Consider the following 19,101-nt stretch of genomic DNA (forward strand, 5'->3'; position numbering starts at 1 on the left):
TCGCGGGTGCAAGCGATTTGTGACGGAAAATTCGCTGACACGCCCCGTCAGGTCAAATCGGCGGCATTTTCTGAGCGGGCCATGAGGATCACCGCCAGCAAACTCACGGAAATCACCAAAAGGGCTGCTGGCGAGGCTTCTTCGAGATGTTCGAGCGAAGCCTTTTCAAACACACGGGTGGCGAGCGTGTTGTAGTTGAACGGGCGCAGCAGCAGCGTGGCGGGGAGTTCCTTGACGCAATCGACAAAGACCAGCAAAAGGGCGGTGCCGACGGAGCTGCGGATCAGCGGCACATAGACCCGGCGCAACGTCCCGCCGAGGGTTTGGCCCAGCGAACGTGCCGCCATTGGCAGGGAGGGTGCGACCCGCCCCATCGCCGCGTCGGCGGCACCTTGGGCGATGGCGAAAAACCGCACCATATAGGCCAGCACGATGGCAAAGGCGGAGCCGGTGAGCAACAGGCCGACATCGCGCCCGGTCATCGCCTCGATCGCATCGGCGACGATATTGTCGAGGCCTGCAAGCGGGATCAGGATGCCGATGCCCAAAACAGCACCGGGGGCGGCATAACCCAGCGTGGTCAAAGGCAGGATCATCCGAGGCAATTTGCGCCCGGTCATGCGCACGCCGTAGACCATGAACAGCGCCGCAAGCACGGTCAAAACCGCCGCAGACCCGGCCACAACCAAGGTGTTTTTGAGCGCGATCAAAAGCCCCGGGGCCAGCCATTGATCCGGCTCGCCCAACGCGTGATAGCCCATGACGGACACAGGCAACACAAAACCGATCAGGAATGGCACAGCGCATAACAATGTCGCCAAAAGCCCCTGCCAACCGACCAGTTGAATCTGAGAAATCGGACGGGGATGGCGCGCACCGGAATGAAACCGCGCCCGCCCGCGCGAGGTTTTTTCAAGACCGACCAAAAGGAACACCACAACCAACACCACCGAAGCAATTTGCGCCGCACCGCCCGCGTTGCCGCCCTCAAGCCATGTGGAGAAAATACCGGTGGTCAGCGTCTGGACCGAGAAATAATTCACCGTGCCGTAGTCTGAGACCGTTTCCATCATCACAATCGCCGTGCCCGCCGCAATGGCCGGGCGTGCCAAGGGCAAGCCAACGCGGAAAAACCGCGCGAAAGGCCCCGCCCCCAGCGCGCGCGCGGTTTCATAAACCGAGCCGGATTGTTCGCGAAAAGCGGCACGCGCCATAAGAAAGACATAGGGGGACAAAGCGGCGGCCAGAACGATGATGGCGGAGCCCAAAGAGCGGATCTCCGGCACCCAATAGTCGCGCGCGCTCTGCCAACCAAAGATGCCACGCATCAGAGTTTGAACCGGCCCTGCATATTCAAAGAAATCGACCAACGCATAGGCACCGACATAGGCCGGGATCGCCAAGGGCAACAACAACAACCACTCAAGCGCGCGCGAGCCGGGGAAGCGATACATGGTGACCAGCCACGCCGCCCCCGTCCCCACAGCCCCCGCCAAAGCAGCCACACCAAAGGCCAACCATGCCGTCGTTGCCAGATAGCGTGGCAAGGTCGTGGCCAACAGATGCGGCCAGATATTGTCACTGGGATGAAAGGCGATCCAGATCACGGCCATAAGCGGCATCAACACCACGGCGGCAATCACAAAGGCCCCCACCGACCAGGGTGAAACCTTGGACACACGGGTGAGCGCGCCATGCCGAGGCTCAGGTCGAGGCTCGGAACAGGGGGGAGTTTGCGGCGGAAACTGAGTCATTTGGTCGGTCATTCCGGAGCCATAAGCGAAATCGGTTTCCCTGTCCAGAAAACTGCCTATATTGGGACACGTCTCAAACACCGCCACAGAGCGGTGACAGAGGGGCACTGTTGCACCATGGCCAAACCGGGGGCCAATCCGGGCGGCTGTGGAAAGGCACTCGATCAGAGCAGAACAGGAAAGCAGCCAAACCCATGATTATCTCCATCCATATCGGGGCACATAGCACCAATGGGGCGCAACTCATGCGCGGGCTGTTGAAAAACAAAGCCGTTTTGGCCGATCATGGCGTTGCCGTGCCGAACCCGTCGCTCTACCGCGACGTGCTCCCCGACGTAATGCGCAAGGTCAAAAGTGCCCGCGCCACGCCCGAGACTCAGGAGATGTTGCTCGACCAGATGCTTGAAAGCGATGACTGTACCCGGCTGGTGTTGAGCTATGAGGATGTGATTTGCCTGCCCGCCTTTATCTTTGACAAGGGCAGATTGTACACAAAGGCCAGTTTCAAATTGCCTTGGCTGTGCAATGTCTTTGCCGATCATGAGGTCGAATTCTTTATCGGCCTGCGCAATCCGGCGACGTTTATCCCCGCCGCATTCAGCCAATGCGGCCCCAATCTGACTTATGAAAGCTTTATCGACACCACCGATCTTGAGAGCCTGCGTTGGTCGGATGTATTGACCCTGATCCGCAAATCCTGCCCGAATGCCGCGGTCACCTGTTTCGCCTATGAGGACACACCGCTGACCTGGGCACAGATCATGCGGGACATCGCCGGGATCGGGCCGATGGTGCCGATCTCAGGCGGGCTTGATATTTTGGCGACGATCATGAAACGCGAGGGCATGAAACGCCTGCGCACCTATCTCAACACCCATCGACCGCAAAACGAAGTGCAACGGCGGCGGATTTTGACGGCTTTTCTCGACAAATACGTCGACGAAGACGCGCTTGAGGAAGAAATTGATCTACCGGGTTGGGATGAGGCTTTGATCGAACGTCTGACGGAGCTTTACGAGGACGATCTCGATCTGATCGAAACGATGGAAGGCGTGCATTTTATCGCCCCCTGACGCAACGCGTGACACACTATGACGCAACGCTGCCCAAGCGAGGTGTCAACCAGCCGCCAGATGCACCGCAATCAACCCCTCCAGACCGCTGACCGGGTGCGCCCTGACCCACCGCGCCGCACGGCACCCGGCCTGGCCATAAAACACCGCCTCGCGCGCGCCATCTGAGTGGCGCCACTCCGCCGCCGTTTGCGGCAAAGCCCCCGCCCCCGGATCACAGCTCAACGGGTTCAAATCAAAACGCGGATCGCGCGACACATAGGTGGCGATGCCCTCGTCCACCCAAGCCGGGAAATACCGCATAGCGCGCACGCCAATCTGGCGGTGCAGCGCCACATGGGCCAATTCATGGGCAATGATTTCCGTGTCATGCCCGCTCGGGCCCAGATAAAACAACTGCGCACCATAGGTCAGGGCACGGGTTTGGTGCCCGCCCATGACGGTGTTGCAGGTCTGGGTGTAACACAGGAAAATACGCGGGCGTTTTTCGACCGCCATCGGTCCAAACGCCGCACTCACCCGCGCTTCGGCCAAGCTCAAACGGCGCAGGATCTCCTGATCCGCCGCCGGGGTATTGGCCTCGCTGAACACATTTGGGCCAATGGTTTGAAAGCCAAAACATCCGGGGCAAAACGCGGCGAGAACCGGCGTAAAGCCAAGCGCCAAAAGCCCAATCCCAAAGCCCGCACTCAATGCGATCAGAGACAGGACAAGCCGTTGGCCCCAGCGCCGGGTCACAAAACCACGCCTCAGCTCATGCCCAGCGCTTCTTTATACATGTCGAGAATGGCCTCTTCTTCGGCGATTTCATCCGAGGATTTCTTGCGCAAAGCAATGATTTTACGCATCACTTTGGTGTCGTAACCACGGCCTTTGGCCTCGGCCATCACCTCTTTTTGTTGATCGGCAATGTCCTTTTTCTCCATTTCAAGACGCTCAAAGCGTTCGATGAACTGGCGCAGCTCCTCTGCCGTGACACGGTAAGAGCTGTCGGGGCCGGGGGTATATTCGTCGTCCATCATGTCGGGACCTTCCTGATGCGCAAATGTCGAAATGAGCCTGATCCCTACCCGCCCGGATGCCCCAAAGCAAGCCTTCGGATCATGCAAAGCGGCGCTCTTTTGCCACCTCAGACTTGCCTCATGTCACCGAAGCCGCTAGGCGAAAGCCACGAGAGTTTTGGACAGATAAAGGAGAGTCAGATGGAGTGGTTGATTTGGACCGGCGCAGCCCTTGCGCTTTCGGGCGTGGCGCTGTTGATCTATTGCATCATCGCGGCTTTGAAGGCCAAAAAACTCGGCGGCACTGACGAAGACATCCGCGCGCGCCTGCAAAAAGTCGTGGCGCTGAATCTTATCGCCTTGATGATTTCCGCCATTGGTCTGGGTGCGGTGACGATTGGCATCATTTTAGGCTGACCCGCGACACGAGCGCGGCCCTGCGACGCAGAGCATCGCACAGCCACAGCGAGTCGCAATCCCCACCCCATCCCCAACCAAAACGCTGCATCTGCGCGCATTCTTTTGCCATAATTCTTAGCGTGCCGTCACCAAAACGCTGACGGAACGCACATCGTTTCGCCATTGGCGACAGTCCGCGTATCTCCCAGAGAATTTCTTTTGATCGCCGCCAAAACACCCTATTTGGATAACAGATCGTTAACCAAATTCACGCCTTCTGATCTCACGCAGCCAATCGCACAATCGGGCGGGGTCGCGAGGCAGACAGGCGCGTTGTGGTGAGCGAAAAAGACCATGACGCAGAGGCAATGGACCGGCGAGACAACCGGCCAAACCAGCGACGCAAGGAGAGAACCGCACGATGGACGATCTGGAGACTGACCTGCAAAAGGCCGTGGCGGATTTAGAAGACATCTCCGATTTTTCGCGCGCAGAATGGTGCGACGCGATTGAAGATCTGTCCGAAGAGCTCGGCTATTATCAGCCGCTCGGCTCCGATTTCTCGGCTGCGTTCTTGGATGAAAAACCTCGACTCTTGGTGTGTTTTGACACCTATGAACGCGCAACAGAGCGCACCGATCTGGGCTACCCGCACGGGATGATGCTGGCCGCTCATCACGGTTGGTCCACCCTCACCCTGATCGCCCATGGCCCCGACCCCAAAAACGTCTGGTTCCGCGCGCCTGAAATCACCCGCTATTTCGACCGTCTCGTCGACGAAGGCTTTTTTGAGGATTTCGATCAGGTGGTGTTTTACGGTGCCGGGGCCTGTGGTTACGCCGCAGCCGCCTATTCCGTAGTTGCCCCCGGCGCGACCGTGATCGCCATTGCGCCCCAAGCCACACTGGATGGCCGTCTGGCGTCCTGGGATCATCGTTTCCCGGCCACTCGGCGGATGGATTTCACCTCCCGCTATGGCTTTGCCCCAAATATGGTTGATGGTGCAGATCGGGTGTTTATCCTGTATGATCCAAAGATCGAACTGGACGCAATACACGCCGCCCTGTTTCATCAACCGCATGTCAGCCGCGTCCCCTGCCGCTTGTTTGGCGCCGACCCGGAATTTGAAATGATGGAAATGGGGGCTTTGGCACCAATCTTAGTGGCCGCGATGCAGGGCACTCTCGATCAACGCCGGATGACACAGGCGTTGCGCATGCGGCGCGAGCATTTGGGCTATCTGCGTCGGCTTTTGGGGGAACTGGCCCCGGACAACCGTCCGATGCAAACCGCGCTTTTGTGCCGCCATGTGGTCAAAACCCGCCCCGGCGCGCGCCGGTTCCGCCGTGCGTTGCAAACTGCGACATCCGCTTTGGAAGAGAAAGGCGTGACATTGCCGTGGGAAAAAGAGGCTGAGGGGCTGGGCGCCTAGCCCCTCGCCTAGCCCAACCCGCCCTCGTCTTCGACAAACCGCACCGCCTCGGCCACGCCCAAACCGTTGCGCATCGAGGCCATGATATAAGGCCGCCCCCCACGCGCGCGTTTGGTGTCTGCCTCCAAAAGTGCCGGATCGACGCCGACATAGGGGGCAAGATCGACCTTGTTCACGACCAATAAATCAGACCGCGTCACCCCCGGCCCGCGTTTGCGCGGAATGTCCTGTCCAGCGGCGGTGTCGATCACATAGATCGTCAAATCCGCGAGTTCCGGCGAAAAGGTCGCGGCCAGATTGTCGCCGCCGCTTTCAATCAAAATCACATCGAGATCCGGAAACGCCGCATTCAAATCCGCTACAGCGGCCAGATTGATCGAGGCATCTTCGCGGATCGCCGTATGCGGGCAACCGCCGGTTTCCACGCCGCGAATGCGTTCCATCGGCAAGATTTGTTGCCGCATCAACGCCTCCGCATCCTCGCGGGTGTAGATGTCATTGGTGATCACCGCGACCGAGTAGGTCTCTGACAAAGCCTTGGCCAAAGCCCCGGTCAATGTGGTTTTGCCCGCGCCCACGGGGCCGCCGATTCCAACGCGCAAAGGTCCGTTTGGGGATGCCATCATCTGTCTCCTGTTGATCTTGAGTGGTGATCCTGATGGGCTCTCAGGTTTTAAAAATACGCACATCCATATCTTCGTGTCGCGCCGCCATCAGGTCGGCGGCAAAAGCCCCGGTCGTCAACCCCGCCTCTGTCGCGGCCAAAGCCTCTTCGGCCACTTGCGCGATCACGCTGTGCAGGTTTGACAAAACCGTCTGCCCCACCGCCTGCCCCAAAGGGACAAAGCGCACGGCGGCGGACACAAGATTGGAGGTAAAGCTATGAAGGTAAAGCGAAATCACCGTTTTGACGGGTAGATCAAGCGCGCGCGCCGCCACCCCCACCGCCACCGGCAAAGCCCGCGCCGGGGCCTGAGAGCCGCCCATCTGCGCCACGGTTCTGGCAAAGGCCGCGCCCTGTTCATAGGTTTCGTGCCAGCGCTCGCGCGTGCCAGCCAAAGCCTCTGCCAGTGCCGCCATCTCCTCCACATCCGCGCCCTGCACCACCATCGACAACAGCCAGGCGTCAACCCGGCCACCGCCCTTTTGCAGCGTCAGCGTTAACCATGTCTCAAGGCTTGCGCCATCGCTCACCACTCCCTCCGTGACCGCCAATTCCAGCGCATGGGAATAGGCGAAAGAGCCCAGCGGAAACGCCGGTGAGAGCCATTGGGTCAGGGTGAGCAGGCTTTGGTCAGTCATGGGGGTGATCGTGGGAATGGTCGTGGGCATGCTCGTGGTGGTGATCATGGTTATGCGTATGGGGGTGGTCATGGCCGTGGTCGCCGTGCACATGCCCCATATGTTCATGCCCCCCATGCTCATGCCCCATGGTGCGACCATGACCATAGGCCCCGCCTTCCGGGCTAAACGGCGCAATAATGTCGTGCACCTCTGCCCCCAACTGTTCCAACATCGCCTTCAGCACCGGGTCGCGTTGAATGATCAAACGATCCGGCGCGATTTCGCAAGGCGTATGGCGGTTGCCAATGTGCCACGCGTAGCGCGTCACCGTATCCCCGGTGATGGCCAAAAGCGCCTCTTCAGCGGCCACCACTCCGATGACCCGTCCGTCCTCAAGCCGGATACCATCGCCAGCCTGCAACGAAATGGTCTGCGGCAGATCGAGAAAAATCGCCTCCCCTGCCGCTGTCATCAGCTTTTTGCGGCGCACCAACCGTTGATCATAGGTTAACGCAACCGTGTCGCTGACGGTGTCTGTGGCCCCAGAGCCGCCGCCGGGCAGCACGTCAAAGGCTTTCATCGCGCTCATTTCATACTCTCCTTCAAGAATTGGGACTTTCTTAACCGACTCGCCCCCAAATAGAGGCCAAGGAGACCCAGACCATGAGTTCTAAGCCCATATCCTTTGACCCCATAACCGTTGTGACGCCATGACTTTGCCTCCCCATGATCATCCCGCTTTAGAGGCCGTGGACGAATTGGCCACTGTGCGCGCGCATATCGAACGCCTCCGCAACCGCGAGGCGGAGCTTTGCGACGAAATCCGCAGTTTTGCCACACAGACCGGCGGGATGCGCGTCTGTGGCACCTCCCGCGATGCCGTGATCGAACAGCGCCGCCCGCGCCGGGTTGATCTTGGAAAATTGCCGAAAGAGGTGTTTCTCGATCCAAGCCTTCTCATCGAGCAGGCTGAAACCGTTGTGTTGATCTGGCCGAAAACAACAGCCGCCGCTGTGCCCTCTGCCCTCCCCGCGCCGGTCTCACACCTGGACCCCGCCCTCACCGACACCCCGGAGGCGCGCCCCTCTGATGGGCCTGTCGATGTGCCCCCTGAGCAAAGGGCCGACTCCATGGATTTTCCCGAGATCACAGATGATCTGCCGCAAGAACAGGTTTTCAAGACCGAGGAGATGGACGTCGGGTTCGGAGGTTTGGAGGAAACCTCGGATGATCGCCTCATTGATGATCGCCTCATTGAAGTCAGCATTGCATCAGAACCCGCGACGACAGCCAGAGGCTCTGTGACACCTTCCCCCACCGAAATGCGCACCATCGGGGCGCCCGTGAATGAAGGGGACCCGATCGGTGACATGCTGGACCTCAGCGACAGATTTGAAGCGGTCGACAGCCCTGAAGACATCAATGTCGCAGCACCTGACCTCCCCCCTTTTGCGCGCGACGCACCTGCCCCCCGACCAGAGGAGAAGATCACCGTCACCAGCGAAGATCCATTTGGCCTCAAAGACGCGCCCCAAACGCCGAGCTCCCCAACATACCTGGATGTAACGGCGGATGGAGCCCCCGAATGTGAGACCCCGCGCGATCTGCGTCCCACGACCCATGCGCATCTGCAACCTATGGCCGGTCTGCACGAAGAAGAGATCGCACAGGCCCTTGCGGATGCCGACGCGCCGCTTGATCCGGTGACCTTGTCCGAAGCGCTGAGCGAGGCCCAAAGGCTTGAAACCGAAATGGATTTACAGGTGGAGCTTGGCAAATTTGATCTGAGTGACGACCTGCCCGCCGCCTTCGCCACATCCCGCGCGATCTCGGGCGGTTGACCCGAGCGCAATATCCCGCCCAACCACGCCATGATGAATCCAGAAGGAGACACACGATGTTCATGACCCGATCCCCGGCCGACGAACTGGCCAATATACGCGCCAAAATCGCCGAATTGCGCGCCCGCGAAACCGCGCTGGAGGCGCGCTTTATCGAGATGAACGACACTGGCCGCTTTGTCGGATTTTCCTACGATGTCGTGGTGTCGCGCACCGCCTATCAAGTGTTCGATATTTCCAAGCTGCCGGACAGCATCCTCAACGACAACCGCTTTTACGCGACCAAACACGTCACCTCGATCCGCACCGAACCGCGCGATGAGACCGACGCGTTCATGCTGGCGCAAACCGCGGGAGAAGAGTTTGACGTGATCGAACACCATTGAAATCTCCACCCGCAGATCAGCCAAGCAGGTCGTTCAAAACAGAAAATAGCGCTGCGCCATCGGCAACTCAGAGGCGGGTTCACAGGTCAAAAGCTCGCCATCGGCGCGCACCTCGTATGTTTCCGGGTTGACGTCGATCTTGGGCGTCGCCGTGTTCATCACCATCGACGATTTGCCAATTTTACGGGTGTTCTCCACCGCTACGGTTTGTTTGTGGAGGCCCAAAGAGGCGCCGATGCCTTCGGCCTGAGCGGCGGCAGAGACGAACAACACGGCGGAATGTTCCACCGCGCGCCCCATGGCGCCAAACATCGGGCGGGTATAGACGGGCTGCGGCGTCGGGATCGAGGCATTCGGATCGCCCATTTGCGCCACGGCAATTGAGCCGCCCAAAAGCACCATCTCCGGTTTCACACCAAAGAACGCCGGTGACCACATCACCAAATCGGCGCGTTTGCCGACCTCGATCGACCCGATTTCGCGGCTCATCCCATGGGCAATCGCCGGATTGATCGTATATTTCGCGATGTAGCGTTTCACCCGAACGTTGTCATTGTCGCCAGTCTCATCCGACAAGCGACCGCGTTGTTTTTTCATCTTGTCCGCCGTTTGCCAGGTGCGGATCAAGACTTCGCCCACTCGCCCCATCGCCTGACTGTCAGAGGCGATGATCGAAAACGCGCCCATATCATGCAGGATGTCTTCGGCGGCGATGGTTTCTTTGCGAATGCGCGATTCAGCAAAAGCCACATCTTCGGGAATGGATTTGTCGAGGTGGTGACAGACCATGAGCATGTCGAGATGCTCTTCCAACGTGTTGACCGTGTAGGGCCGTGTCGGGTTGGTGGAGGACGGAATCACATGCTCCTCACCCACCACTTTGATGATGTCGGGGGCGTGCCCCCCGCCCGCGCCTTCGGTGTGAAACGCGTGGATTGTACGGCCTTTCATCGCCTTGACCGTATTCTCGACAAAGCCGGATTCGTTCAATGTATCCGTGTGGATCATCACCTGAACGTCCATGTCATCGGCCACGGACAGACAGCAATCAATCGCACCGGGCGTGGTGCCCCAATCCTCGTGCAGCTTCAGCGCCGCAGCACCCGCTTTGACCATTTCGACCAAAGCCTGGGGTTGGCTCGCGTTGCCCTTACCCGCCAATGCGATGTTCATCGGCACACCGTCCAGCGCCTGCAACATCCGACCGATATGCCACGGACCGGGGGTACAGGTGGTGGCCAACGTGCCATGCGCCGGCCCTGTGCCACCGCCCAACATGGTGGTCAGGCCAGAATGCAGAGCGTCTTCAATCTGTTGCGGGCAAATAAAATGGATGTGGCTGTCAAAGCCGCCCGCCGTGATGATCCGGCCTTCGCCCGCGATCACCTCGGTTCCGGGTCCGACGATGATGTCAACATTCGGCTGGGTGTCGGGGTTCCCGGCCTTACCAATCCCGGCGATGCGCCCGCTTTTGAGGCCAATGTCGGCCTTGAAAATCCCGGTCACATCCAAAATCAACGCGTTGGTGATCACCGTGTCAACGGCGCCTTGGGCGCGCGACAATTGCGACTGTCCCATGCCATCGCGGATCACTTTGCCACCACCAAATTTGACCTCTTCGCCATAAGGGCCCGTCAGGTCGCGCTCGACCTCGATGATCAAATCCGTGTCGGCCAACCGAACCTTGTCGCCTGTGGTGGGGCCAAACATATCGGCATAAGTCGCGCGGGAAATTTTTGCAGGCATCTCGGTCCCTCTCAGTACGTCTGATAGGCAGAGCGCATCTCGTCCGTGCGCTGCCGTGTTAAACTTGCCAAACAACTGCTCATGATCAGCGGCTGGATCGACCCGCCCTCATAGAGCACCGCCTCCGCCTCACAGGCAGCGTCCCGATAGGGAATCCACGCCCGTTGCGCGGTCCTCAACGCATCAGCAGCGGTTTGGCCATAGCCTTTGGCGCGATCCATGGCCCATGCGTAGGTCTCATTAAGCTCCACATCCGCAGCTTGATAATCCTGATAGGAACAGATGTTCATGTCGGTTTGCGTCATTGCATTGTCGCAATCCACCTGCGGCTCTTCCGCCAAGGCAGGTCCGCAAAACGCAATCAGTATCAGAGCTTTACGGATCACAACGCACCCATCACTTGCTGATTGAAGCCGTAGACTTCGCGCTTGCCAGACAGCGGCACAAGGCTGACTTCGCGGGTTTGACCCGGCTCGAACCGCACCGCCGTGCCCGCCGCAATGTCGAGCCGCTTGCCGCGTGCGGCGTCGCGGTCAAAGGACAGCGCGGCGTTGGTCTCATAGAAATGGTAATGTGAGCCGACCTGCACCGGGCGATCGCCGGTGTTGGAGACCTCAAGCACGGTCACCTCAGCGCCCGCGTTCAACTCGATGTCGCCCTCAGCAATGAAATACTCACCTGGAATCATGACGGTCTCCTTAACGAATGGGGTGATGGACGGTGACCAATTTGGTGCCATCCGGGAAAGTCGCCTCGACTTGCACCTCGGGGATCATCTCGGCGATGCCCTCCATACACATGTCTTTGGTCACGACATGTGCCGCAGATTGCATCAGTTCGGACACCATTTTGCCGTCCCGCGCGCCTTCGACGACGAAATCGGTGATCAACGCGATGGCCTCGGGATGGTTCAGCTTCACGCCCCGCGCAAGGCGCCCACGCGCCACCATCGCGGCCAAAGAGATCAATAGTTTGTCCTTTTCCCTCGGGGTCAGGTTCATGGTCGTCCCTCGTTTGATTCAAGTCACATTTGCCAGACGCGCGGCAGGTCCACACCTCTGATCTGCTTCAAAACCCGCGCAACATAGCGCCTCAGCGGATAGCCATCCGGCGCCATCGCTCGGATCACAAGTTTGCCGTTCCAGCCCGACACCCCGGCGCTCACGCCCTCTTGCGCCGTCTGTTTGACCAGATCGGCCAAGGCTTCGGCACCCGGCGCGAACATCCCAATGGTCGCTACCGCGCGCGCCCCGCCGAGCGTCACCGCATGATCGCGCGCGGCCAAAAGGGCGGCGTCGATCTCGAGCGGTTCCAAAAACTCAAGCCGCCCATTGCGGCGGATTTCGCGACGGTCCCGCAGATGCAGCGTTTGCAGCGTCTCACCCATGGCAGCACGGCCAAAGATCAGCGACTCGACAGAGACAAACCGTGCGTCCCCGACGATCTCGGCACAAGTGCGTCGATTGAGACGCGCATTTTCAAACAAGATGGTTTCCTGCGGCAACCAATCGAGCCGCGCCCCCGCCCCGGCAATCAGGCGCACAGAGACATCGGCATCCGCACCATGGGCAACAGAGGCATAGGCGCGCTCGGCGGTTTGTGTGGTGCCAACAAGCGCCGCGCCCGCCTCAACCTCAAGCGTGTAATCCAACTGATCCCCGGCGGTTAACCCACCGGATGTATTGAGAAAAACCACCTCTGGCACTTTGGTGTGCACCCGCGGCAACATTGCTTTTGCGGAGCCGGATTGGTGCAAATCCTTCAACCCATTCATGCCCATGACCACAAGCGCACGCCCACGCACACGCTGCATGGTTGGCACCGCGGTTTGGGGCGGGGTTTGAAGTGAGGTATCGAGCATCCAAGTCTCCAAGTCGTCACCACGCTAGCCTTGGCCCGGCAGAGGCTTCAATCCCGGAGCCGCCCGATTGTACACAATCGCCGCGAAAACTGACCATCCGCTTAAAAAATAAGCACAAACTGCCATCTGGTGCTTTGTGCCGGAACGCGGTAATTCAGGGGCATGATCGATACACTCACCCTCCGCCGCCCCGACGATTGGCATTTGCATCTGCGCGATGGCGCGATGCTCAACGCCATTTTGCCCGAAACCACACGTCATTTTGCCCGCGCAATCGTGATGCCGAACCTTGTGCCCCCCGTGGTCACCGGCGACGATGCAGCCGCCTACCGCGAGCGCATCCTCAAAGCGAACCCGCGCAAAGGTCAGTTTGAGCCGTTGATGACGCTCTATTTGACCGAGCAAACAGACCCTGAAGACGTGGCCATGGCCCATGCCAGCGGCTTGGTGAAAGCGGTGAAATTATATCCGGCGGGGGCGACGACCAATTCGGCCTCGGGTGTCACGAATTTTGAAAACGTGCGCGCCGTGTTGGAAAAAATGGCCGAGATCGGCCTGCCGCTGTGTATCCATGGCGAGGTGGTGACACCAGACGTGGATATTTTTGATCGTGAAAAAGTGTTCATCGACACCGTGCTCGACCCGATCCGCCGCACCACCCCCGGCCTCAAAGTGGTCATGGAGCATATCACCACGAAGGACGGCGTCGATTACGCCCGTTCTGTGGATGAGGGTCTGGGCGCGACGATCACCACGCATCACCTTGTGATCAACCGCAACCACATCCTCGTGGGCGGGATCAAACCGCATTATTATTGCCTGCCCGTGGCCAAACGTGAAACGCATCGTTTGGCTTTGGTGGAGGCGGCGACCTCTGGCGACAAACAGTTCTTTTTGGGCACCGATTCCGCACCGCATTTGGACGGGGCGAAAGAGACCGCATGTGGGTGTGCGGGATGTTTCACCGCCACGAACACCATGTCAATCCTCGCCGAAGTGTTTGAAAAAGAGGGGAAACTGGACGCCCTCGAAGCTTTCACCTCGATCAACGGGCCGACATTCTATGGCCTGCCGCTCAATGAGGCAACGATCACGCTGCGCCGGGGCAATCCGGTCCGCTACCCCGCCAAAATCGACACCGAAAACGGTCCCGTGACCGTATTTGACCCGCAAATGCCGCTCCATTGGAGCGTCGAGGCCTAAGACGAAAGAGACCGCCAGATGATCCCCTCCTCCTTTCCTGACGAGACCGAAATCGCCCGTTTGACGGCGCGGATGTTGTTGGAAATCAAGGCCGTGCATTTCAATGCGCGCGAGCCCTTCACACTGGCCTCCGGCCTGCCCAGCCCGACCTATATCGACTGTCGCAAGCTGATCTCTTACCCGCGCATTCGCTCGACCTTGATGGATTTCCTCTCGGTTTCCGTCATGCGCGAGGCCGGATTTGAGGCGTTTGACAATATCGCGGGCGGCGAAACGGCGGGCATTCCCTTTGCCGCGATGGTGGCCGAACGTTTGGCCCTGCCGATGACCTATGTGCGCAAAAAGCCCAAAGGCTATGGCCGCAATGCCCGGATCGAAGGGCAAATGTCCGAAGGCGAACGGGTGTTGTTGGTCGAGGATTTGACCACAGATGGCGGATCGAAATTGTCTTTCGTGGATGCAATCCGCGAGACGGGCGCGACTTGCGGCTGGACGGCGGTGATTTTTTACTACGGGATTTTCCCGGAGACGGAAAAGACGCTGGGCGATCATGGCGTGAAGCTCATCAGCCTGTGTACATGGTGGGATGTTTTGGCCGAAGCCAAACGCCAACGCGCCTTTGACGCAGAAACGCTCGCAGAGGTGGAGAAATTCCTCAACGCCCCGCGCGAGTGGCAAGAGGCCAATAAAAAGGCATAAAGCGGCGAAAATCCGCGCCCGAAATTTGTGCGTCGCCCTTCGGGGCGGCGTTTTTCTTTGTAAACAGCCGAGTTAGCTCGCCAAGTGCATCTGTGACCCAGTTATCCACACGTTATACATTTTGAAACCCGGCGCGCGGGCGGCTATGAAATCCAAACCCGCGAGCAACACGCGACTCGCAGGATCATAAAGAGGGCCAGCCGGATGAATGACATCGCCACACTTCAGGATGCGCGCAGCGACAAAACGGACGCGGCAACACCGTCGGTGATCACCTCCTATGCGGGGGCGGTGCCCCATAACATCGAGGCCGAACAGCAACTTCTGGGCGCGCTTTTGACCAACAACGACGTGTTCGACAAAATCGCTTCGATCATCTCGCCCGACCATTTTTTCGACCCGGTGCACAAAGACATTTACGAGAAGGCTCAGGAGCGCATTCAAAAGAATATGCTCGCCTCTCCGGTGACGTTGAAAGCCTATATGGAGGACCATGAAGGCCTCAAAGAGTTGGGCGGCCCGGCCTATTTGGCGCGTCTGGCGGCGAGTGCCATTTCGACCTATGCAGTGCGTGATTACGCCCAATTGATCTATGATCTGTTCCTGCGCCGACAGTTGATTGAGCTTGGCAATGAGATTGCGGGTTCTGCCGCCTCCGGCTCCGACATCCGCGATCCGGGCGAACAAATCGTGGCCGCCGAACAGCGGCTCTACACGCTGGCCGAGCAGGGCAAGGGCGAAACGGGCTTCACCTCCTTCCTCTCCGCCGTCACCCAAGCCGTGCTCAACGCCAACGCCGCCTATGAGCGCGGTGGCGGCATGGCGGGGATTCAGACCCACCTCAACGATCTCGACAAAAAGATGGGCGGCTTGCACAAATCCGACTTGATCATCTTGGCCGGACGTCCGTCGATGGGCAAAACCTCGCTCGCCACCAACATCGCCTTCAACATTGCCAAGGCCTATAAAAAGGGCACGCTGCCGGATGGCCGCACGGGCGCGGTCGAAGGCGGGGTTGTTGGGTTCTATTCGCTTGAGATGAGCGCCGAACAGCTGGCGGCGCGGATCCTGGCCGAGGCCTCCGAGATTTCGTCGCATAAAATTCGCCAGGGCGACATGACCGAGGATCAGTTTCGCCGCTTTGTCGAGGCCGCCAAAACGCTTGAGACCTGCCCGCTTTATATCGACGACACCCCGGCCATTCCGATTTCGCAATTGGCGGCGCGCGCCCGGCGGTTGCAGCGCACACATGGGTTGGACCTGTTGATCATCGACTATTTGCAACTGGTGCGCGGCACCGCACGCAGCCAAGGCAACCGGGTGCAGGAGATCGGCGAGATTTCCATGGGTCTCAAAGCCATCGCCAAGGAACTCAATATCCCGGTGATCGCGCTGTCGCAGCTCAGCCGGACGGTGGAGAGCCGCGACGACAAACGACCGCAGCTTTCGGATTTGCGTGAATCCGGTTCGATCGAGCAGGACGCCGATGTGGTGATGTTTGTCTATCGCGGCGAATATTACAAAGAGCGCGAAAAGCCCGAAGAGCATGATATGGAGGCCACAACGCGCTGGGTCGAGGATATGGAACGGCTGCACGGCAAGGCCGAAGTCATCCTTGGCAAACAACGTCACGGTCCGATTGGCACGGTGGAACTGAGCTTTGAGGCGGAATTCACCCGCTTTGGCAACCTTGTTCAGCCTTGGCAACAAAACGAACCCGAATACTAAGACCCATTACATAAGGACATCGGACCCGCCCCCGGCGTGTTTTGAGCTTGCGTCTGGTTTTACGCTTGCACAGAGGCGCGTGGAGGGTCAAAAAACGCCATGGCTACATCTGTTTTACATATTGATCTCACGGCTCTGACCGACAATTGGCGGGCGCTGGATCGTTTGACCGCCCCTTCTGTGGAAACCGCCGCCGTGATCAAAGCGGACGCTTACGGGCTTGGCGTGGCCAAGGTCGGGCGGGCGCTGGTCAAAGCGGGCGTGAAAAAGTTTTTCGTGGCCGCCGCCGAAGAGGGTGTGGCCCTGCGCGCGGCCATCGGTCCCTCGCCCTGGATCGGCGTGTTTGGTGGTCATATGGCCGGTGACACCGACATGATCGCGGATATGCATCTTGTGCCGATGCTCAATTCCCTGGATCAAATCACCCGCCATTTCGAAGCCCTCCCCGGCGCACCCTTCGGCATTCAACTCGACACCGGGATGAACCGTCTGGGCCTTGAGGCGCCCGAATGGGAGGCGGTCAAAGACCTGGTGATCAAAGCCCGCCCCGATCTGATCATGTCGCATCTGGCCTGTGCCGATGAGCCGGACCACCCGATGAATGCGCACCAATTGGCGACCTTCCGCGAGATGACCGAGGGCTTGACCGTGCCGCGCGCCTTGTCGGCCACGGGCGGTATTTTGCTTGGGCCGGACTATCATTTCGATCTGGTGCGTCCGGGCATCGGCCTTTACGGCGGCTTGCCCTATGAGGACAGCAAAGCCGTGGTGCGCCTCGAATGCCCCGTGATCCAGACCCGTGATGTCGCGCCCAATGAAACCGTCGGCTATTCCAACACATGGACCGCCGAGGCCCCCACCCGGATCGCCACGATTTCCGCCGGTTACGCCGATGGTATTTCGCGCAAAATCTCCAACGCTGCGGTGCTGTTTGACGGCGACACCCCCTGCCCGTTGGTCGGCCGGGTGTCGATGGATTTGATCACGGTGGACATCACCCATCTGGACCATGTGCCCAAATCGCTTGATCTCTTGTGCGCGCATCAAACGGTCGATGATCTGGCCGATGTGGCGGGCACGATCGGCTATGAAATCCTGACCTCTTTGGGCGGACGCTATCTGCGGCGGTATATCGGATGAGCACAACGCGCGCGGCCAACCCAATCTTGCACCTGCTGGCCCGTTTGGGGGCTGCGGTGTTGGGGACGTTTGCCGCCGTCGGCCGTTTGACGCTGTTCACGCTCTCGACCTTCCGCCACATGCTCACACCGCCGTTCTACAGCCGGGAATTCTTTCACGCCTTGATGAATGTCGGCTATCTGTCCTTGCCCGTTGTCGGCCTGACCGCGCTGTTTACGGGGGGTGCTTTGGCGTTGCAAATTTATGCCGGTGGCGCACGGTTTTCGGCCGAACAGGTGGTGCCACAAATCGTCGCCTTGGGCGTGGTCCGCGAACTCGGCCCGGTGATGGTCGGACTGATGATGGCAGCACGGGTCACCTCGTCGATTGCTGCCGAAATCGCCACGATGAAAGTCACCGAACAAATCGACGCGCTGGTCACCCTCTCGACCCACCCGATGAAATATCTCACCGCCCCGCGCGTTTTGGCCGGGCTGTTGACCGTGCCGTTTCTGGTCGCAGTGGGCGACACAGTAGGGGTGTTTGGCGGCTGGTTCGTGGCGATCAAGTCGCTCGATTTCAACTCCGCCACCTACCTCAAAAACACCATAGATTTCCTTGAGATGCCCGACATCGTGTCCTCATTGGTCAAGGGCGCAGCGTTTGGCGTCATCGCCACGTTGATGGGCTGTTATTTCGGGATGAATTCGGGCCGGGGCGCACAGGGCGTAGGTCAGGCGACCAAATCCTCTGTCGTTGCCGCCGCCGTATTGATTCTGGCTGCCAACTTCCTTTTGACACAGGCGTTTTTTGCCGCATGATCACGCTCACCGACGTTCATAAATCCTTTGGCGCAAAACAGATCCTGCGCGGTGTCAACCTGACGGTGGAGCGCGGCGAAAGCTGTGTCATCATCGGCGGATCGGGCACCGGGAAATCGGTCATGCTCAAATGCATTCTGGGCCTTGTGACCCCGGATCGAGGCACGATTACGGTCGATGGCGAAGAGGTCAGCGCCAGTGGCGACCGCGATGCGTTTTTGGCCCGGTTTGGCATGTTGTTCCAAGGCGCGGCCCTGTTTGACAGCCTTCCGGTCTGGCAAAACGTCGCCTTTCGCCTGTTGCGCGGCTCGTTGAAACGGCCCCGCCATGAGGCCCGCGAGATCGCGATTGAAAAACTGCGCCGGGTCGGGTTGTCGCCCGATGTGGCCGATCAATTTCCCGCCGAGCTGTCGGGCGGGATGCAAAAACGTGTGGGCCTTGCCCGCGCCATCGCCGCCGATCCCGAGATCATTTTCTTTGACGAACCGACCACCGGATTGGACCCGATCATGGCCGGGGTGATCAATGAATTGATCCGCGAGATCGTGGTGGAAATGGGCGCGACCGCGCTGACCATCACCCATGACATGACCTCGGTGCGCGCGATCGCCGACAAGGTGGCGATGTTGCACGGCGGCAAAATCCGTTGGCACGGCCCCGTGGCGGAAATGGACACGGCAAACGACCCGTATCTCACCCAATTCATCACCGGCTCGGCGCATGGGCCGATTGAAACGGTTCGGTGAGGTTGCTC

22 protein-coding genes are annotated in these 19,101 nt (G+C 59.4%); 11 read left to right on the top strand and 11 right to left on the bottom strand.

What is annotated here, in order from left to right; all coding sequences use genetic code 11:
- Positions 1-47: 47 nt before the first annotated feature.
- Entirely contained in the window at positions 48-1,622 is a 1,575-nt protein-coding gene (locus tag B30_RS04355; RefSeq protein WP_232616899.1) for an ABC transporter permease, read from the bottom strand.
- A gap of 326 nt (positions 1,623-1,948) precedes the next feature.
- On the opposite strand from B30_RS04355, the gene B30_RS04360 reads away from it, so the two are divergent.
- Positions 1,949-2,827, top strand: a complete 879-nt coding sequence (locus B30_RS04360) for a hypothetical protein (protein ID WP_009570803.1) — start codon at positions 1,949-1,951, stop codon at positions 2,825-2,827.
- Between the two features lie 45 nt (positions 2,828-2,872).
- On the opposite strand, the gene B30_RS04365 is transcribed toward B30_RS04360, so the two are convergent.
- Together B30_RS04365 and B30_RS04370 are read right to left on the bottom strand one after the other, a co-directional pair.
- The gene (locus B30_RS04365; protein WP_009570804.1) at positions 2,873-3,565 is read right to left on the bottom strand and encodes a hypothetical protein; all 693 of its coding nucleotides are present in this window, start codon (positions 3,563-3,565) and stop codon (positions 2,873-2,875) included.
- An 11-nt stretch (positions 3,566-3,576) separates the two neighbouring features.
- The gene (locus tag B30_RS04370) at positions 3,577-3,849 is read right to left on the bottom strand and encodes a DUF2312 domain-containing protein (protein ID WP_009570805.1); all 273 of its coding nucleotides are present in this window, start codon (positions 3,847-3,849) and stop codon (positions 3,577-3,579) included.
- A 180-nt stretch (positions 3,850-4,029) separates the two neighbouring features.
- On the opposite strand from B30_RS04370, the gene B30_RS04375 reads away from it, so the two are divergent.
- Positions 4,030-4,245: a hypothetical protein gene (locus tag B30_RS04375; RefSeq protein ID WP_009570806.1), complete on the top strand. Its 216-nt coding sequence runs from the start codon at positions 4,030-4,032 to the stop codon at positions 4,243-4,245.
- A 403-nt stretch (positions 4,246-4,648) separates the two neighbouring features.
- Positions 4,649-5,659, top strand: a complete 1,011-nt coding sequence (locus B30_RS04380) for a hypothetical protein (protein ID WP_009570807.1) — start codon at positions 4,649-4,651, stop codon at positions 5,657-5,659.
- Between the two features lie 8 nt (positions 5,660-5,667).
- Here B30_RS04380 and ureG read toward each other — a convergent pair whose 3' ends face one another.
- The 3 genes from ureG to B30_RS04395 are packed head-to-tail and all read right to left on the bottom strand — an operon-like array spanning position 5,668 to position 7,532.
- Positions 5,668-6,282, bottom strand: coding sequence for an urease accessory protein UreG (ureG, locus tag B30_RS04385; RefSeq protein WP_009570808.1), 615 nt, complete (start codon positions 6,280-6,282; stop codon positions 5,668-5,670).
- A 43-nt stretch (positions 6,283-6,325) separates the two neighbouring features.
- A complete protein-coding gene (locus B30_RS04390; RefSeq protein WP_009570809.1) occupies positions 6,326-6,961 on the bottom strand; it encodes an urease accessory protein UreF in 636 nt (211 codons plus the stop codon).
- A complete protein-coding gene (locus B30_RS04395; RefSeq protein WP_009570810.1) occupies positions 6,954-7,532 on the bottom strand; it encodes an urease accessory protein UreE in 579 nt (192 codons plus the stop codon). Before B30_RS04395 ends, B30_RS04390 begins: the two co-directional genes overlap by 8 nt.
- A 121-nt stretch (positions 7,533-7,653) precedes the next feature.
- Here B30_RS04395 and B30_RS04400 point away from each other — a divergent pair, with 121 nt between their 5' ends.
- Positions 7,654-8,784 carry a hypothetical protein gene (locus B30_RS04400; protein ID WP_157789786.1) on the top strand — a complete coding sequence of 377 codons (1,131 nt, stop codon included), beginning with the start codon at positions 7,654-7,656 and terminating at the stop codon, positions 8,782-8,784.
- Positions 8,785-8,846: 62 nt separating this feature from the next.
- A complete protein-coding gene (locus tag B30_RS04405) occupies positions 8,847-9,170 on the top strand; it encodes a hypothetical protein (RefSeq protein ID WP_157789787.1) in 324 nt (107 codons plus the stop codon).
- A 33-nt stretch (positions 9,171-9,203) separates the two neighbouring features.
- On the opposite strand, the gene ureC is transcribed toward B30_RS04405, so the two are convergent.
- From ureC to B30_RS04430, 5 genes are read right to left on the bottom strand one after another with little or no spacing between them, the layout of a single operon-like run.
- Positions 9,204-10,916, bottom strand: a complete 1,713-nt coding sequence (gene ureC, locus B30_RS04410; RefSeq protein ID WP_009570813.1) for an urease subunit alpha — start codon at positions 10,914-10,916, stop codon at positions 9,204-9,206.
- A gap of 11 nt (positions 10,917-10,927) precedes the next feature.
- Entirely contained in the window at positions 10,928-11,302 is a 375-nt protein-coding gene (locus tag B30_RS04415) for a lysozyme inhibitor LprI family protein (RefSeq protein ID WP_009570814.1), read from the bottom strand.
- Positions 11,299-11,604: an urease subunit beta gene (locus B30_RS04420; RefSeq protein WP_009570815.1), complete on the bottom strand. Its 306-nt coding sequence runs from the start codon at positions 11,602-11,604 to the stop codon at positions 11,299-11,301. Before B30_RS04420 ends, B30_RS04415 begins: the two co-directional genes overlap by 4 nt.
- Before the next feature lie 10 nt (positions 11,605-11,614).
- Positions 11,615-11,917 (bottom strand): urease subunit gamma, encoded by a 303-nt coding sequence (locus B30_RS04425; protein ID WP_009570816.1) that lies wholly within the window; start codon positions 11,915-11,917, stop codon positions 11,615-11,617.
- Between the two features lie 23 nt (positions 11,918-11,940).
- Positions 11,941-12,777 carry an urease accessory protein UreD gene (locus B30_RS04430; RefSeq protein ID WP_009570817.1) on the bottom strand — a complete coding sequence of 279 codons (837 nt, stop codon included), beginning with the start codon at positions 12,775-12,777 and terminating at the stop codon, positions 11,941-11,943.
- 162 nt (positions 12,778-12,939) lie between these two features.
- Between B30_RS04430 and pyrC the strand changes: the two genes are divergently transcribed.
- From pyrC to B30_RS04460, 6 genes are all read left to right on the top strand, one after another.
- Positions 12,940-13,980 carry a dihydroorotase gene (gene pyrC / locus B30_RS04435; RefSeq protein WP_009570818.1) on the top strand — a complete coding sequence of 347 codons (1,041 nt, stop codon included), beginning with the start codon at positions 12,940-12,942 and terminating at the stop codon, positions 13,978-13,980.
- 18 nt (positions 13,981-13,998) lie between these two features.
- Positions 13,999-14,679 (top strand): orotate phosphoribosyltransferase, encoded by a 681-nt coding sequence (locus tag B30_RS04440; protein ID WP_009570819.1) that lies wholly within the window; start codon positions 13,999-14,001, stop codon positions 14,677-14,679.
- A gap of 204 nt (positions 14,680-14,883) precedes the next feature.
- Positions 14,884-16,407: a replicative DNA helicase gene (locus tag B30_RS04445; protein ID WP_009570820.1), complete on the top strand. Its 1,524-nt coding sequence runs from the start codon at positions 14,884-14,886 to the stop codon at positions 16,405-16,407.
- Positions 16,408-16,506: 99 nt separating this feature from the next.
- Positions 16,507-17,547 (top strand): alanine racemase, encoded by a 1,041-nt coding sequence (gene alr, locus B30_RS04450; protein ID WP_009570821.1) that lies wholly within the window; start codon positions 16,507-16,509, stop codon positions 17,545-17,547.
- Positions 17,544-18,347, top strand: a complete 804-nt coding sequence (locus B30_RS04455; RefSeq protein WP_009570822.1) for an MlaE family ABC transporter permease — start codon at positions 17,544-17,546, stop codon at positions 18,345-18,347. The genes alr and B30_RS04455 overlap by 4 nt, the downstream gene beginning before the upstream one ends.
- On the top strand, positions 18,344-19,093 hold the full coding sequence (locus B30_RS04460; protein WP_009570823.1) for an ABC transporter ATP-binding protein: 750 nt from the start codon (positions 18,344-18,346) through the stop codon (positions 19,091-19,093). The genes B30_RS04455 and B30_RS04460 overlap by 4 nt, the downstream gene beginning before the upstream one ends.
- Positions 19,094-19,101: the final 8 nt, after the last annotated feature.

The sequence above is a fragment of the Celeribacter baekdonensis B30 genome, from assembly GCF_000299875.1.
In the GTDB taxonomy this organism is placed as follows: domain Bacteria; phylum Pseudomonadota; class Alphaproteobacteria; order Rhodobacterales; family Rhodobacteraceae; genus Celeribacter; species Celeribacter baekdonensis_A.